This is a genomic window from Allobosea sp. 2RAB26 (assembly GCF_052115465.1).
Classification (GTDB): Bacteria; Pseudomonadota; Alphaproteobacteria; order Rhizobiales; family Beijerinckiaceae; genus Allobosea.
Genome location: NZ_JBFRGS010000002.1, coordinates 30481 through 45642, shown reverse-complemented (window position 1 = coordinate 45642; position 15162 = coordinate 30481). Strand labels below are relative to the sequence as shown.

The following is a 15162-nucleotide window of genomic DNA, read 5'->3' as shown; positions in this document are numbered from 1 at the left end:
CACGGAGATCAAACATGAAACCCTTTGGCAAGGCGCTTGCTGCGGCAGCGCTCGCCCTCGTCGCATCCACGGCCGTCCGCGCCCAGGATGTCACGCTCGACGTGCTCTATGCCTTCCCGGCCTTCGCCAAGTTCCACGAGCCGATAGCCGCGGAATTCATGAAGGCGCACCCCAAGATCAAGATCAATTTCCGCGCGCCGGCGGCGAGCTATGACGAGGGGCATCAGGCGATGCTGCGTCAGTCCGTCACCAACCAGCTGCCGGATGTCTATTATTCCGGCTTCCATCTCTTGAGCGAACTGGTCGAGACGCTCGACAAGCGCAAGCAGGTCGTCGATCTCGGCCCGCTGCTGAAGGGGGAGCCGGAAGACTGGCGCAAGGCGAATTACTCCGACGCGCTGCTCGCGCTCGGCCAGGTCGGCGGCAAGCAGGCTGGCCTTGCTTTCAACGCCTCGACACCGCTGATGTATGTCAATGCCGAGCTGGTGAAGAAGGCGGGCGGCGACCCCGACAAACTGCCCGACACCTGGGCCGAGGTGGTTGCGCTCGCCAAAAAGATCCGTAGCGGCGACACCGCCGGTCTCGCCTACAATATCCATGACTGGCCCGACGACTGGCTCTGGCGCGGCGTGATCCTGCAGGGCGGCCATTCCATGCTGTCGCCCGACGGCAAGAAAGTCGCCTTCGGCGGCGAGGTGGGCGAGAAGACGCTGGGCCTGCTGCGCAGTCTCGTCACGGAAGGCGGCATGCCGGTGATCGACTGGGACCAGTCGCGCCAGCAGTTCATCGCCGGCAAGATCGGCATCTTCTTCGACACGCCGGCACGGCTGCGCCAGGTCACCGACCTGATCGGCGACCGCTTCACCCTGAAGACCGCGCTCTTCCCGGTCGATGACAAGGCCAAGGGCAAGCTGCCGACCGGCGGCAACGCCGCGCTGATCACGGCGAAGGATTCAGCCAAGCAGAAGGCGGCCTGGGAATTCATCAAGTTCGTGACCGGCCCCGAGGCCCAGAAGATCGTCGTCGAGACCGCCGGCTACATGCCGACCAACCTGCGCGCCGGCGGGGACGCGTATCTCGGTCCGTTCTACAAGGACAACGCCAATTTCCGGACGATCAACGGCCAGGTCCAGCGCGCTGCTCCCTGGGAAGGCTATCCCGGCGGCAACTCGGTCCGCATCTGGCGCCAACAGCGCGAGGTGATCTCCGGCGTGATGCGCGGCGACATCCAGCCCAAGGCCGGCATCGAGCGCATCGTCTCCGAGACCGAAGCGCTGATGAAGTGAACAGGCGCGCCTGACGCTTCGCTCCACGCCGCCCGGCGCCAGCCGGGCGGCAAATCCTTTCGATCATCCTTGCCTGGCCCTACGGAGCCCTCATGATCATCGCCCAGCTCAGCGACTTCCATGTGCGCCCGCATGGCCAGCCGGCCTATGGCATCGTCGACACCAATGCTGCGACGCGACGGGCGATCGACGCGGTGCTGGCGCTGGAGCCCCGGCCGGATTGCGTGCTCGTCACCGGCGATCTCTGCGATTGCGGGCTGCCGGAGGAATACGAGATCGTCCGCGCCGAGCTCGCGCGGCTGCCGATGCCGGTCTATGCCGTGCCCGGCAACCATGACCGGCGCGAGGTCTTCGCTTCCGTGCTCGGGGAGGGCGGTTCTTACCTGCCGAAGAGCGGCTTCCTGCACTACGTAATCGAGGACTTCCCGGTCCGGCTGATCGGGCTCGATACGGTCATTCCCGGCGAGGATGGCGGCGAGATCTGTGCCGAGCGCGAGGCCTGGCTCGCTGAGCGCCTTGCCGAGGGGCGCGGCCGCCCGACGCTGATCTTCATGCATCACCCGCCCTTCGCGGTCGGCGTCGACGGCATGGACATCATGCCCTGCCGGGTCTCGCCGGGTTTTGTCGCGCTGATCGCCCGTCATCCCGAGATCGAGCGGGTGCTTTGCGGCCATTACCATCGCCCGATCCAGCTTCGTTTCGCCGGCACGATCGGCTTTGTCGCGCCGGGCACCGCCCATCAGGTCGCGCTCGACCTGTGCCCGGGCACGGAGAACTGGTTCGTCATGGAGCCGCCCGCGCTCGCGATCCATGTCTGGAAACCGGAGACCGGCCTGGTCAGCCATCTCCAGCCGATCGGCGATTTCGGCCCGCGCCGGCCCTTCGTGCTCGACCCCGCCTATCCCGGCAAGCAGCAGGCGGTGGCAGCCCATGTCTGACCAGCGCCTGATTTCCCTTCTCGAACAGGCCGGCGCGCTGGCGCGCGAGGCCGCCGATCTCTTGGTCGCGATGCAGGGCGAGCAGCTTTCCGTGACGCGCAAGGAATTGCGCGATGTCGTCACCGCCGCCGATCTCGCCTCGGAGCGTCTCGTCATCGCGGGCCTGCGCCGGTTGACGCCGGAGGCGGCGATCCTCTCCGAGGAGGCCGGCTTCTCCGGCGCGTCCGACGCGCCCTGCTGGATCATCGACCCGCTCGACGGCACGGTGAACTATGCCGGCGGCCTGCCCTGGTTCTCGGTGACGCTCGCCTATCAGGAAGAGGGCCGCACCGTGCTCGGCCTGACCCATGCCCCGCTCGCCGGGCTGGTCGCGCGCTATGCCGAAGGTTCCGTCGCGAGCATCAATGGAGAGCCTGCCGCCGTCTCCCGGACCAAGAGCCTTGCCGACGCGGTCGTCTCGATCTGCCTGACCTCGCATTATTCGATTGAGGATACGGAGCGGACCTGCGCCGTCATCCGGCGGCTGTCGGGCCTCTGCCGCGGCGTGCGCGTCATCGTCTCCGGCGGGCTTGAAATGTCGCTGGTGGCGGCAGGCCGGCTCGATGCCTTCATCGGGCTGAAGGCCGACATCGTCTCGCACGCCGCCGCCATGCCGCTGGTGCGCGCGGCCGGCGGCAAGGTCACGACGGTCGGCGGACAGGATTCACGCGACGAGGACCTGGAGAAGGTCGTCTCGAACGGGTTGATCCATGAGGAGCTCCTGGAGGCGATCAGGGGCGCCTGAGCCCCACTCGCATGGACGCTTCCCAGGGATCGCTGTAACCATTCCGGCGGCTTGACCTCGCGAGGAGACGCAGCATGGACCGTTTCACGGGCGGCTGTCGGTGCGGCAATGTCCGGATCGTGGCCTCGGGCCGCCCCTACCGCGTCGGCCTCTGCCATTGTCTCGACTGCCGCAAATATCATGGCGCCCTGTTCCATGCGTCCGCGGTGTTTCCTGAGGATGCGGTGACGGTCGAGGGCGAAACCCGCGACTATCGCGGGCGCTTCTTCTGCCCCCGTTGCGGTTCGCCCCTGTTCGGACGCAGCGGCGATGAAATCGAAGTCAATCTGGGCTCGCTCGATGCCCCGGACCAGCTGATGCCGACCTATGAAAGCTGGATCATCCGGCGCGAATCCTGGTTGCCGCCCTTTCCGCTTGCGAGACGCTACGAGCGCGATCGCGACGCCCCGGGGCGTGAGGAATAGGGCGCAGGAACGGTGCACGCCAGCGACGTCAGGGCAGACCGGCCTTGCGGAAGCCATCAACGAAATGCGCGAGCGTCCGGGCGTCGCGGAAGGGCTCCGTCGCGGCCCAGTGCCTGGTCGTGAAATGCGGATTGCCGACGAGGAACAGCGCGGCCTCGGAGCCGGCCTCGTCGAGCCGGCCGAGCTGGGCCAGGCTTGCCGCCAGGAAGCGGCGTGAGCTCGTGCGATAGGTCTCGTCCTTGCGCAGCGTCTCGACGGCGGCTTCGTAGTCGCCCGCTGCATATTGCGCCTGGCCGAGCGTCAGATAGTACCAGCCCGCCGGATACGGGTTCAACCGGAACGCCTTGCCGATATGCGCGAGGCCGTCCTCGGTCCGCCCGGCGAGGACCGCGATGTCGGATAATGTCGCAAAGATATCGGCCTCGTTCGGGTCGAGGTCGATCGCCCGGGCGAATTCTGCATCCGCCTCGGCGAAGCTGCGGTCATAGGCCAGCAGATAGGCCAGGACCCAGCGGCAGCCGGCATCATTGGGGTCGATCGCCACCGCCTTGCGCGCCAGGGCCAGGCCGGTGCTGCGGGCGGGTTCCATCGGCTCGCCCCAATGCACCCAGCCCATCCAGTGGTTCATGGCCAGCCAGCGATAGGCCTCGGCGTAGTCCGGATCGAGCGAAACCGCGCGCGTCAGCATCAGATGCGCTTCCCGCGCCGTCTGCGGGGATTCATCGATCAGCTTGCGCGCCCGCACGCAGAGGTCATAGGCCTCGAGGTTTTTGGGCCGGTTGCGCGGCGGCGGGGCGCTGAGCCGGCCGAGCAGGGCCTCGACGATCTTGCCGGTGACCTCGTCCTGGACGGCAAAGATATCCTCCAGGCTGCGATCGAAGCGCTCCGCCCAGAGATGTTCGCTGCTCACCGCGTCGACCAGCTGTGCGTTGATGCGCACGCGGCCCGCGGCGCGTCTGGCGCTGCCCTCCAGCAGGTAGCGCACGCCAAGATCGCTTGCGATCGCGCGCACATCCATCGCCTTGCCCTTATAGGCAAAGGCCGAGTTGCGGGCGATGACGAACAGGCCGGCATTGCGGGACAGGTCGGTGATCAGGTCTTCGGTCAAGCCATCGGCGAAGGATTCCTGCTCGGGATCGGTGCTGAGATTGACGAAGGGCAGAACGGCGATCGAGGGTTTCCCGGGCAGCGCCAAAGGGGCGCGCCTCGCGCCGTCAAGCTGTTCGATCGCCCCCGTGAAGCGGTAACCGACGCGCGGAACGGTCACGATCCATTCGCCGCTATCGGCGCCCGGGCCCAGCAGCTTCCGCAACTGCGCGATCTGGACGGTGAGATTGCCTTCCTCGACGGCCGTACCCGGCCAGGCCGCATCCATCAGCGCGGCCTTCTCCAGGATTTCGCCGGGCCGCTCGACGAGCGCCGCAAGCAGTTTCAGCCCGCGCTGGCCAAGGGCAACGGGGACATCGTTGCGAAGCAGCGTTCCCGCACCTGAATCAAGCACGAACGGACCAAAGGCAAAGCGCGATCCCTGCATGCGGCGCATTTATAGCCCGTTTGGAAGTTTTTGGAACTATTTGGGCTGGCTTAAGTACGACGCTGCTCGTCTCCCGCAGTCTTCAACCTCATTCAGGCCGAGGGCTCCCGACCCCTCAAACCGGATGGAGGTTGTCATGGACGGATCTTGTACCCTTGCCTCAGTCCCGCACCGGGCCGCGCCGCCGGGCATGTCGCGTTTGCAGTCCAGTCTGGCGAGCCTGCGCAGCATTCTCACGACCTGGCGCTGGCGGCTGCGCTTCCGCTGGCAGCTCGCGCGGAACCTGCAGGAGAATCCGCGTCTGATCAGGGATATCGGCCTGACGACATGGCAGGTCGAGGCCGAGATCGCCAAGCCCTTCTGGCGGCGATGAGCGCCTCGCGCGCTCACGCGTCAGCCACGATGCAGCGCCAGCACCGCCGCGGCGGCGTCTTCATCGGTGATCACCACGGACGCCAGCCTGGCGCGGAGTGCGGCTGCGATCACCGCGGCCTTGTTCGTGCCGCCGGATGCCAGGATCACGGTCGGGATGCGGCGCAGGCCGTCCAGGGGCAGGGCGATGGCGCGGCGGTTGATCGGGTGGTCGATCGCGTTGCCCTCAGCGTCGATGAACTGCCCGAGCATGTCGCCGACCGCACCATGCTCCGCCAATTCCCTGGGGCCGACATCGCCGGGTAGCCCGTAGCGCACCAAAAGCGAGCGCTCGCTCAGATCACCGGCGCTGAGGATCGCGACATCGGTCGCGCGGATGCGGGCGAAGGCGGCCTCGAACACGTCCTGCGCCAGGATGGTGTCGCGCGATTGCGGCGTGCCGGCATAGATCGGTGCCGCCAGATAATGGCACTCCGCCTGCCAGAGCCTGGCGAAATGGCTGGCGATCTCGAACGTGTTGATTTCGATGCCATAGGTCAGCCCGCCCATCATCGAGGTCACGGTCAGGTCGCGATACTGGCCGGCCCGCACATGCCGGATCGTCTCGCGCAGCGTCCCGCCCCAGCCGACGCCGAAGACGCCCGAGGGATGCTCGTCGATGATCTGCGAGACCAGCTCGCCGGCCGCCTTGCCGATCTGCGCGGAGATCTGTGCCGGGTCGCTCGGCGTCGGCACGACGATCGCGTCCTTGAGGCCGAACGCCTCGACCAGCGCCTGTTCCAGCCTGACGCAGCTCTCCAGCCGCGAATTGATCGTGATATTCACGAGCCCGCTGCTGCGCGCCTCGTTCAGCAGGCGGTTGACCCGCAGCCGCGTCATTTTCAGCCGGTCGGCGATATCCGCCTGGGTCAGGCCTTCCATGTAATAGAGCCAGGCGGCCCTGACCTGGGTTTGCGGATCCTCCGGCATCGCGTCATCCCAAGGGCGAGAGCGGCGTCGAGACCGCCAGCCCTTCGCGGCGGAATCGGTCGAGATTGCGTTCCTGCACCGGGCTTACATCGCTTTCGTTTGCTGCGACAACGCACAGCGATGCGGCCTGCCGCTGCGGATTTGCCTTGACCTTCACTAATGTAAATACACAAATACATTTGTAGAAGACCCAGCGAAGCCGGAGTGCGTTGCAGAATGTCCCACGCCATCTTTCTTCACGCCGCGGGTGACGCGCGCTTCGCGCCGTTCAACCTGCGCGAGGGGGCTGCCAGTGAAACCCTGCTGGATGTCGCGGCCGTCGGCCTCTGTGGCAGCGATCTGCACTATTACAAGGATGGCGGCATCGGTTCGGCCGTGATTGCCACCCCTTTCGTGCCGGGCCACGAGTTCAGCGGCTGGCTGACCGAGGACCTGCCGGAGCTTGGCCTGGCGCGGGGCGCACTGGTCGCGGTCGATCCGAATCAGGCCTGCGGCCAGTGCCAGCATTGCCGTGACGGCCACCCCAATCTCTGCCCCGAGGTCGTGTTCATCGGTGCGCCCCCGCATGATGGCGCGATGACCGAGCGGATCTGGGTGCCGAAATCGCAGATCGTTCCCGTGCCGGAACGCTTCACGCCGAGCGATGCCGTGATGCTGGAGCCGCTCGGCGTCGCGATCCACGCGGTCGACCTCGCCAAGCCCCGCCTGCTCGAACGCGTCGCGCTGATTGGTTGCGGCCCGATCGGGCTCCTGATCCTGCAGGTGCTCCGGGCCGTCGGCGTCGGCGAGATTCTGGCCTGCGATCCGCAGCAGCATCGGCGCGCGCTGGCGCTCAAGCTCGGCGCGAGCAAGGCCGGCGCCAGCGTGGCCGAGATCGCGGACTGGACGAAGGGCGAGGGCATGCCGCTGGTGGTCGAGGCCACCAATGCACCGGAAGGCTTTCGCGATGCCATTCGCGCCGCGCGCATCGGCGGGCGGGTCGTGCTCGTCGGTATTCCCGATGGCGACAGCTATGTCGTTCCCGCCGCCGAAGCCCGCCGGCGCGGCCTCACCATCAAGTTCTCGCGGCGCATGGGCCATGTCTATCCCCGGGCGATCGAACTCGTCGCGCAGGGCAAGGTCGATGTCGATGCGGTCGTCAGCCACCGCTTCTCGCTTGCCGACGGGCCCGACGCCTTTCGTCGCCACGCCGCCAATGAGCCCGGCATGGTGAAGAGCCTGATCTACCCGCGAGGGCCCGCTGATGACGCGCGCTAGAGCATCGGCCCGAAAAGTGAATCGCGGTTTTCGGAAGAGCCGATGCAAGCACATAAGAGCATCGGCCCGAAAAGTGGATTGCGGTTTTCGGGAAAGCCGATGCAAACACATAAGCTTAGATCATCAGACCGGACACAATATCCGGTCCGATGACCGAAGCGCTCGTGGAAACATGATGGGCGTCCGACACTGGCTAGGTGGCGCCTGACGTGAGCTATATCGGCATCGATCTCGGCACCTCGTCGCTCAAGGCCATCCTGGTCGACGGGCAACAACGCGTCGTCGCCGATACGGCGCGCGCGCTCACCGTGCATCGTCCGCAGCCGCTCTGGTCGGAGCAGGAGCCGGGCGATTGGGTCGCCGCCGCCTTGGGCGCTTTGCACGACCTGAGGGACGCTGCTCCGGCTGCCTTTCGTCTCTGCCGGGGCATCGGGCTCTCCGGGCAGATGCATGGCGCGGTTCTCCTGGACGAGGCCGACCGGCCGCTGCGTCCCTGCATCCTCTGGAATGATGGCCGCGCCAGCGCGGAATGCGCCGCGCTTGAGGCGGCCGAGCCGGCCTCGCGCGCCATCACCGGCAACATCGCGATGCCGGGCTTCACCGCGCCAAAGCTGCTCTGGGTCCGCCGGCATGAGCCCGGTCTCTTCCGGCGCATCCGAAAGGTCCTGCTGCCGAAAGCCTATCTGCGCCTTGTGCTGACGGGGGAAGCGATCGAGGAGATGTCGGACGCATCAGGCACGCTCTGGCTCGATGTCGGTTCCCGCGACTGGTCGCAGAGGATGCTTGCTGCGACCGGGCTCGATCGCAGCCAGATGCCAGCCCTCGTCGAGGGCTCACAGCCCGCCGGACGGATGCGCGCGGATCTCGCCCGCGAACTCGGCTTTGATTCACCGCCGCTCTTTGCCGGAGGGGCAGGCGATAATGCGGCCGGCGCGGTTGGCTTGGGCGCCGTCGCCGCCGGGGCGAGTTTCCTGTCGCTCGGCACATCGGGTGTGCTCTGGCGTACCACCGCCGGTTTCGAGCCGCGGGCCGACAGGGCCGTTCATGCCTTCTGCCATGCCTTGCCCGGCCTCTGGCACCAGATGTCGGTCCATCTCTCCGCCGCCGCGAGCCTGAACTGGTGGGCGAACGTGGCGGGGCATACAGAGGCCGAACTGCTGGCGGCGCTCGGCGAGACCGTCACGGCGCCATCGCCGGTGCTGTTCACGCCCTATCTCTCCGGCGAGCGCACGCCCCATAACGACCCGCAGATGCGCGGCGGCTTCGCCCGCCTCGGTCACGAAACCGGCCGCAATGCCATGACGCAGGCGGTGCTGGAGGGCGTCGCCTTCGCATTCAGGGACGGCAAGGCGGCGCTGGAAAGCGCGGGCGGGCCGATCGCGGAGGCCGTGGTCATTGGCGGCGGGGCGCGCTCGGGCCTGTGGCTCTCCATCCTCGCCAGCGTCCTGGACATGAGATTGCATCGCTATCCTCAGACCGAGACCGGCGCCGCCTTCGGGGCGGCGCGGCTCGCCCGCCTGGCCTGCACCGGCGAGAACTCCGGCGAAATCTGTACCCAACCCCTGGGCAGCCCCGAGATTTTCAATCCGCAGCGGGATCTCGTTGCGGCCTATCGGGAGCGCTACGACGATTGGCAGAGCGCCGCTGAATTCAGTCGCGCGCTGCAGTAGGCGCGGTTGCAGGATTTGACAGAAATGCGAGCGGATGCTCTTGATCGGAGCATCCGTTCAAGATTGTTGCTGTCTCATGGCTCCGCATCCACGCTTCGACCTCATCATCCTCGACTGCGACGGCGTGCTCGTCGACAGCGAGACGATCAGCTGCCGCACCCTGGTCGATATTCTCTCGCCACTGGACCCGGATTATGATCTGGAAGCGGTGATGCGGCGCTATCTCGGGCGCCCCGCCAGCGCAGTCGTCGAGGATTATGAGCGCATGACCGGCCGGCCGGCTCCGGAGAGTTTCAGGCAGGACTGGCGGGCGCGGCTCTTCTCCGCCTTCAGCGCGGCGCTGCAGCCCGTCGCTGGCGTGCGCGAGGCGGTCGACGCCTTCGATGTCGACTATTGCGTCGCGTCCTCCAGCGACGAGGAGCGCATCGAGCATTGTCTGCGCAAGGTGGGGCTCTGGGATCTGTTCGCGGGGCGGATCTTCAGCACGACGCGCGTCCAGCGCGGCAAGCCTGCGCCCGACCTCTTCCTGCTCGCGGCGCGTGAACGCGGCGTGGCACCCGAGCGCTGCCTCGTCATCGAGGACAGCGTCAGCGGCGTGCTCGCCGCCAAGGCGGCGGGAATGACCGCCTATGGCCTGACCGCCGGCAGCCACTTCGCGGTGCTGGACCAGCGGCGCGCCCTGGTCGAGGCCGGAGCCGACAGGTTGCTCGGCGCCTGGCGCGAGCTCGCGCTGCCTGCAACGGCGGGCTGACGCGCCATGGCCGATAATGACAGCGCGCGCCTCGACGATGCCGCCCGCGCCGGCTGGCTCTACTACATTGCCGGCCGCACCCAGGACGACATCGCCGGGATCCTGAACATTTCGCGCCCCGCCGCGCAGCGCCTGGTTTCGCTCAGCCGCAGCGAGGGGCTGATCAGCTTCCAGATGAACCATCCGATCGGCGCCTGCATGGAGCTTGCGGCACGGCTGCGCGATCGTTTCGAGCTGCAGCACTGCGAGATCGCGCCCTCCGACGGCTCGGCCGATACGGCTGCGGCCGGCGTCGCCTCGCTCGGCGGGGTGCTGATCGAGCGCTGGCTGCGCTCGCGCAAATCGCTGGTCATGGCGCTCGGCACCGGGCGTTCGATGCGCGCCAGCATCGAGCGGGTGTCGCCGATGTCCTGCCCGCTGCACCGGCTCGTCTCGCTGGTCGGCACGATCTCGCCGGATGGCTCCGCCAGCCCGTTCGACACGCTGGTCAAGCTCGCCGAGATCACCAAGGCCCAGCATTTCCCGATGCCGCTGCCGCTCTATGTCTCTAGCCCCGAGGAGCGGGCGCAGCTGATCGAGATCGAGGCGATCCGGCGTATCCGCGCGATCGCCGGCGAGGCCGATCTCTGGCTAATGGGCATCAGCCAGATCGGCGAGGACGCCGTGCTCTATCGGGACGGTTTCATGACGCGCAGCGAATTGCTCGAAATGGTGCGTCACGGCGCGGTCGGCGAGGTTACCGGCTGGGTCTTCGACGGTGAGGGCAGGCTGCTCGACCGCGGTACCAATCTGCGGGTCACCTCCGTGCCGCCGGAGCCCGGCAGCGACCGGCTGCGGATCTGCATCGGACAGGGTACCGCCAAGGTCGCTCCTCTGCGTGCCGCGCTCAGCGGTCGTCTCATCAATGGCCTCGTCACGGACGAGGATACGGCGCGCGCCCTGCTGGCGCTCTGAGTCCGGCTGGCAGCTCCCTGCGTCCATCGCGTCACTTCCGCTTCGTCCTGATGTCCGGCCCGTGCCCCTGATTGCCGGCGGCCGTCATCGCTTTGTCATCGATGGTTGACATAGAAGCGGAGTGTGCGAGCATATGCTTCAATCAAGAGCAGATGCTCATATAAACCGACGAGGGAGGCTTTGAATGCGACCTGTCTTTGGTGCGCTCGCTGGTGCGGGTGCGATGCTTCTGGCGGGGTTGTCCTGCGCCCAGGCGGCAACCGAAATCGAGTTCTGGCATGCGATGAGCGGCACGCTCGGCGAACGCGTCGACGAGCTGGTCAAGAAGTTCAACGACTCGCAGAAGGACTATGTCGTCAAGGCGGTCGGCAAGGGCACCTATGACGAGGTCCTGAACGGCACGATCGCCGCCTATCGGGCCAAGCGCCAGCCGGAGATCGTGCAGTCGAACGAGCGCTCCTTCCTGACCATGGTCAATTCGGGGGCGATCATCCCGACCAGCGAACTGATGGCCCAGCAGGGTCAGCCGATCGACGTCAAGAAATACATCGCGCCGGTCGTCAGCTACTACGCCATCGACGGCAAGCTCCAGGCGATGCCGTTCAACTCCTCGACGCCGATCCTGTTCTACAACCGCGACCATTTCAAAGCCGCGGGCTTCGACAAGCCCGGCGCGACCTGGCAGGAACTCGAGCCGCAGCTCGAAGCGATCAAGGCCAAGGGCGTGTCGAAATGCGCCATGGTGCTGCCGGGCGACTACGAGTGGAGCTTCCTGGAAAACTACAGCGCCGTGAACGACATCCCGTATGCGACCAAGCGCAACGGCATGGACGGGCTCGACACCAGCTTCGTCTTTAACAAGGGCAAGCTCGTCGGCCAGGTTGAGCGGATGAAGCGCCTGATCGGCCCGGGCGTGATGCAGCTCGCGGGGCAGGGTGTCATCCCGATCCAGCTCTTCACCTCGGGTGAATGCTCGACGATCATCGCCTCGACGGCCTCGCATGCCGCCGTCGTCGCCGCCGCCAAATTCGACTGGAGCGCGGCCGAGATGCCGTTCGAGCAGGGCGTGACGCCGAAGAACAGCGTCATCGGCGGCGCGGCGCTCTGGACCCTGAAGGGGCACACGCCGGAGAAGTACAAGGCGATCGGCGCCTTCTACAATTTCCTGGCGCAGACCGACACGCAGGTCTGGTGGCACCAGGCCACCGGCTATGTGCCGGTCACGGTCGCCGCCTATGACGCAGCCAAGGCGCAGGGCTACTACCAGAAGAACCCGACGCGCGAGATCGCGGTCGTGCAGCTGATGCGCGGCACGCCGAGCGACAATTCTCTGGGCTTCCGCATCGGCAACAGCAACCAGATCAATGTCGCGATCATGGAAGAGGTCTCGGCCGCCTTCCTCGGCCGCAAGCCGGTGCAGCAGGCGCTCGACGATGCCGTTTCGCGCGGCAACGAGTCGTTGCGCCGCTACGAGCAGCTCAATGCTGGCAAGAAATAGCGCGGCGGAGCTTCCCGCGGCGGCTGCCGGCGGCTGGCGCTTGCGCTGGCCGCTGCGGCGCCGGACTGCTCCGGCTTTCTCCGACGGGCAGGCCGAGAGCGGCTTGAAGCGGGCCCATTTCACGGAATGGCGCTTGCCCTTCTGGCTGCTGGCGCCGCAGCTCTTCATCCTCCTGCTGTTCTTCTTCATCCCCTCCGTCAGGGCGCTGATCCAGGCGTTCCAGCTCACCGATCCGTTCGGCGCGACGACGCAATGGGTCGGCTTCCAGAATTTCGAGCGGCTGTTCCGCAGCAGCGTTTATTGGTCCTCGGTCCAGGTCACGGTCGTGTTCACCGTCGCGCAGAACGTGCTGACGCTGTCGCTCGCGCTGCTGCTCGCCTTCGCCTCGAACCACATCCTGCGCGGGCGCGGTGCCTACCGCACCATCCTGCTGCTGCCCTATGCGATCGCGCCCGCGATCGCCGGCATCATGCTCGCCTTCCTGTTCAACCCGCGCGTCGGCCCGGTCGCCCATATGCTGCAGGGGCTCGGCTTCGACTGGGATCCGAACCGCAATTCCTCGCATGCGCTCGCCCTGATCGTCATGGCGGCGTCCTGGAAACACATCTGCTACAACTACATCTTCCTGGTCGCGGCGCTGCTTTCGGTGCCCCATTCGATCCTGGAATCCGCCTATCTCGACGGGGCCGGGCCGATCCAGCGGTTCCTGCGCATCTCGCTGCCGATGATCGCGCCGACGCTGTTCTTCCTGATCGTCATCAATTTCGTCTACGGGCTGTTCGAGACCTTCGCCATCGTCGACGCGACGACGCGCGGCGGCCCGGCCGGAGCGACCTCGATCCTGGTCTACAAGGTCTATCAGGACGGTTTCGTCACGCTCGATCTCGGTTCGTCCGCCGCCCAGTCCGTGATCCTGATGGGGCTGGCCCTGCTCCTCACCTATGCGCAGTTCCGCTTCATCGAGCGGCGCGTGAACTACAGCGTGTAAGGGGAGCGCCTGAGCATGAACGAGCGCACGCCCGTCCTTGACGTCGTCTGCCATCTCATCCTGCTGGTCGGCGCAGCACTCGTCTGCCTGCCGCTCTATTTCGTCTTCGTCACGGGAACGCTGACCCAGCAGGAGGTCATGCGGGTGCCGATGTCCTGGCTGCCTGGCGACGCCTATTTCACGAATCTGGAGACCGTGTTGAGCAGCGCCAATTTCGGCCGGCTCCTGCTCAACTCCTTCATCATCGCCAGCGGCATCACCATCGGAAAACTCTCGGTCTCGGTGATCGCGGCCTTCGCCGTCACCTATTTCCGTTTTCCCTTCCGGCTGACCGTGTTCTGGCTGATCTTCATGTCGCTGATGCTGCCGATCGAGGTCCGCATCGTCCCGACCTATGAATCGGCGGCGAATGTCGCCCTGCCGCTCAACATCCTCGGCTCATGGCTCGGCATGCAGGTCCTGGTCGATCTCGACTGGAACATGGTCAACCGCTATTCCGGCCTGATCCTGCCCTTGATTGCCTCGGCCACCGCGACCTTCCTGTTCCGCCAGTTCTTCCTGACCATTCCGGACGAACTCTGCGAGGCCGCCCGTATCGACGGCGCCAGCCCCTGGCAGTTCTTCCGCCTGATCCTGCTGCCGCTCTCGCGCTCCAACATCGTCGCGCTCGCGATCATCCTCTTCCTGATGGGCTGGAACCAGTATCTCTGGCCGCTGCTGCTCACCACCGAGCCCGCCATGGCCAATGCCGTGATCGGGCTGAAGAAGCTGATGCCGCAGGCCGACTCGCTGCCGACCTGGCATCTCCTGATGAACGCGGCCCTGCTGACGATGCTGCCGCCGACCCTCGTCATCCTTCTCCTTCAGCGCTGGTTCGTGAAGGGACTTGTCGACAGCGGCAAGTAGCGGCCAGCACCATAAAACCAAGGCGACCATCATGCGGATCATCGGACATCGCGGCGCGCGCAATATCTGGGCGGAGAACAGTCTCAGCGGCTTCCGGCAAGTCTGCGACCTCAAGAACGTCTGCGACCTCAAGGTCGACGCGGTCGAACTCGATGTGCATCTCTCCGCCGATGGCGAGATCATGGTGATCCATGATCCGCTGCTCGAGCGCACCACGGACCATAAGGGGCCGGTCGCCGGGCTCTCCCGCGAGGCGCTGCGCAAGGTTCGGCTCAACGACACGCTGGGCGAGACGATCCCGACCTTGGCGGCCGTGCTCGACGTCTTCGCGCCGACCAGCATAGAGCTCGAGATCGAGATGAAGATGGACGCGCTCGGCAATCCCCATGCGGGACTGCTGGAGAAGGTCATCGCCCTGGTCGAGGCCAGAGGCATGGCCTCGCGCGTCGTCCTGACCTGCTTCGTTCCCGAGGTCATCGAGGAGATCCGGGCGAAGGCCCCGCACATGCGCCGCCTCGCTTCGGTCGATCGCCGCTCCTGCGAAGCCTTCGGCGGCGTTGATGCCACCTTGCGGCGCTTCGTCGATCTCGGCTGCATCATCGCGGTCGAGCAGTCGCTGCTGCGGCTGGCACTCGATCGTGCGCTGGGCATTGTCGGGCGCGAGAAACTCGGTGTCTGGGTGCCGAACACCCTGCGCGAGCTTGATTACTGGCTGGGGCAGCCGATCGCGCAGATCACCAGCGATCGCCCCGATCTCGCCCTGCAATTGCTGGCCGCGAAGGCTGGGTGAG

15 protein-coding genes are annotated in these 15162 nt (G+C 66.3%); 13 read left to right on the top strand and 2 right to left on the bottom strand.

Features of this window, described 5'->3' with window-relative positions:
• Window positions 1-14 precede the first annotated feature (14 nt).
• The 4 genes from AB4118_RS03330 to AB4118_RS03315 all read left to right on the top strand — a co-directional run bounded on the left by AB4118_RS03330 (window position 15) and on the right by AB4118_RS03315 (window position 3472).
• Window positions 15-1286, top strand: a complete 1272-nt coding sequence (locus AB4118_RS03330; RefSeq protein ID WP_441488391.1) for an ABC transporter substrate-binding protein — start codon at window positions 15-17, stop codon at window positions 1284-1286.
• Between the two features lie 92 nt (window positions 1287-1378).
• The gene (locus tag AB4118_RS03325; protein WP_441488390.1) at window positions 1379-2224 is read left to right on the top strand and encodes a phosphodiesterase; all 846 of its coding nucleotides are present in this window, start codon (window positions 1379-1381) and stop codon (window positions 2222-2224) included.
• Window positions 2217-3008, top strand: a complete 792-nt coding sequence (locus AB4118_RS03320) for an inositol monophosphatase family protein (protein ID WP_441488389.1) — start codon at window positions 2217-2219, stop codon at window positions 3006-3008. The genes AB4118_RS03325 and AB4118_RS03320 overlap by 8 nt, the downstream gene beginning before the upstream one ends.
• A 74-nt stretch (window positions 3009-3082) precedes the next feature.
• Window positions 3083-3472 carry a GFA family protein gene (locus AB4118_RS03315; RefSeq protein WP_441488388.1) on the top strand — a complete coding sequence of 130 codons (390 nt, stop codon included), beginning with the start codon at window positions 3083-3085 and terminating at the stop codon, window positions 3470-3472.
• 28 nt (window positions 3473-3500) lie between these two features.
• Here AB4118_RS03315 and AB4118_RS03310 read toward each other — a convergent pair whose 3' ends face one another.
• Window positions 3501-5015 (bottom strand): winged helix-turn-helix domain-containing tetratricopeptide repeat protein, encoded by a 1515-nt coding sequence (locus tag AB4118_RS03310; protein ID WP_441488387.1) that lies wholly within the window; start codon window positions 5013-5015, stop codon window positions 3501-3503.
• A 127-nt stretch (window positions 5016-5142) separates the two neighbouring features.
• On the opposite strand from AB4118_RS03310, the gene AB4118_RS03305 reads away from it, so the two are divergent.
• On the top strand, window positions 5143-5379 hold the full coding sequence (locus AB4118_RS03305; RefSeq protein ID WP_441488386.1) for a DUF1127 domain-containing protein: 237 nt from the start codon (window positions 5143-5145) through the stop codon (window positions 5377-5379).
• A 20-nt stretch (window positions 5380-5399) separates the two neighbouring features.
• Here AB4118_RS03305 and AB4118_RS03300 read toward each other — a convergent pair whose 3' ends face one another.
• Complete coding sequence (locus AB4118_RS03300) at window positions 5400-6347, bottom strand: sugar-binding transcriptional regulator (RefSeq protein ID WP_441488385.1); 948 nt, start codon at window positions 6345-6347, stop codon at window positions 5400-5402.
• 216 nt (window positions 6348-6563) lie between these two features.
• Between AB4118_RS03300 and AB4118_RS03295 the strand changes: the two genes are divergently transcribed.
• The 8 genes from AB4118_RS03295 to AB4118_RS03260 all read left to right on the top strand — a co-directional run bounded on the left by AB4118_RS03295 (window position 6564) and on the right by AB4118_RS03260 (window position 15161).
• Window positions 6564-7604 carry a zinc-dependent alcohol dehydrogenase gene (locus AB4118_RS03295; RefSeq protein ID WP_441488384.1) on the top strand — a complete coding sequence of 347 codons (1041 nt, stop codon included), beginning with the start codon at window positions 6564-6566 and terminating at the stop codon, window positions 7602-7604.
• A 209-nt stretch (window positions 7605-7813) separates the two neighbouring features.
• Window positions 7814-9274: a xylulokinase gene (gene xylB / locus AB4118_RS03290; RefSeq protein WP_441488383.1), complete on the top strand. Its 1461-nt coding sequence runs from the start codon at window positions 7814-7816 to the stop codon at window positions 9272-9274.
• 76 nt (window positions 9275-9350) lie between these two features.
• The gene (locus AB4118_RS03285; protein WP_441488382.1) at window positions 9351-10025 is read left to right on the top strand and encodes an HAD family hydrolase; all 675 of its coding nucleotides are present in this window, start codon (window positions 9351-9353) and stop codon (window positions 10023-10025) included.
• Window positions 10026-10031: 6 nt separating this feature from the next.
• Window positions 10032-10979, top strand: coding sequence for a sugar-binding transcriptional regulator (locus AB4118_RS03280; protein WP_441488381.1), 948 nt, complete (start codon window positions 10032-10034; stop codon window positions 10977-10979).
• Window positions 10980-11163: 184 nt separating this feature from the next.
• Complete coding sequence (locus AB4118_RS03275) at window positions 11164-12477, top strand: extracellular solute-binding protein (RefSeq protein WP_113517495.1); 1314 nt, start codon at window positions 11164-11166, stop codon at window positions 12475-12477.
• On the top strand, window positions 12461-13465 hold the full coding sequence (locus tag AB4118_RS03270; protein WP_441488380.1) for an ABC transporter permease subunit: 1005 nt from the start codon (window positions 12461-12463) through the stop codon (window positions 13463-13465). Before AB4118_RS03275 ends, AB4118_RS03270 begins: the two co-directional genes overlap by 17 nt.
• A 15-nt stretch (window positions 13466-13480) precedes the next feature.
• Window positions 13481-14371, top strand: coding sequence for a sn-glycerol-3-phosphate ABC transporter permease UgpE (gene ugpE, locus AB4118_RS03265; protein ID WP_441488379.1), 891 nt, complete (start codon window positions 13481-13483; stop codon window positions 14369-14371).
• Between the two features lie 31 nt (window positions 14372-14402).
• Complete coding sequence (locus AB4118_RS03260; RefSeq protein WP_441488378.1) at window positions 14403-15161, top strand: glycerophosphodiester phosphodiesterase family protein; 759 nt, start codon at window positions 14403-14405, stop codon at window positions 15159-15161.
• Window position 15162: the final 1 nt, after the last annotated feature.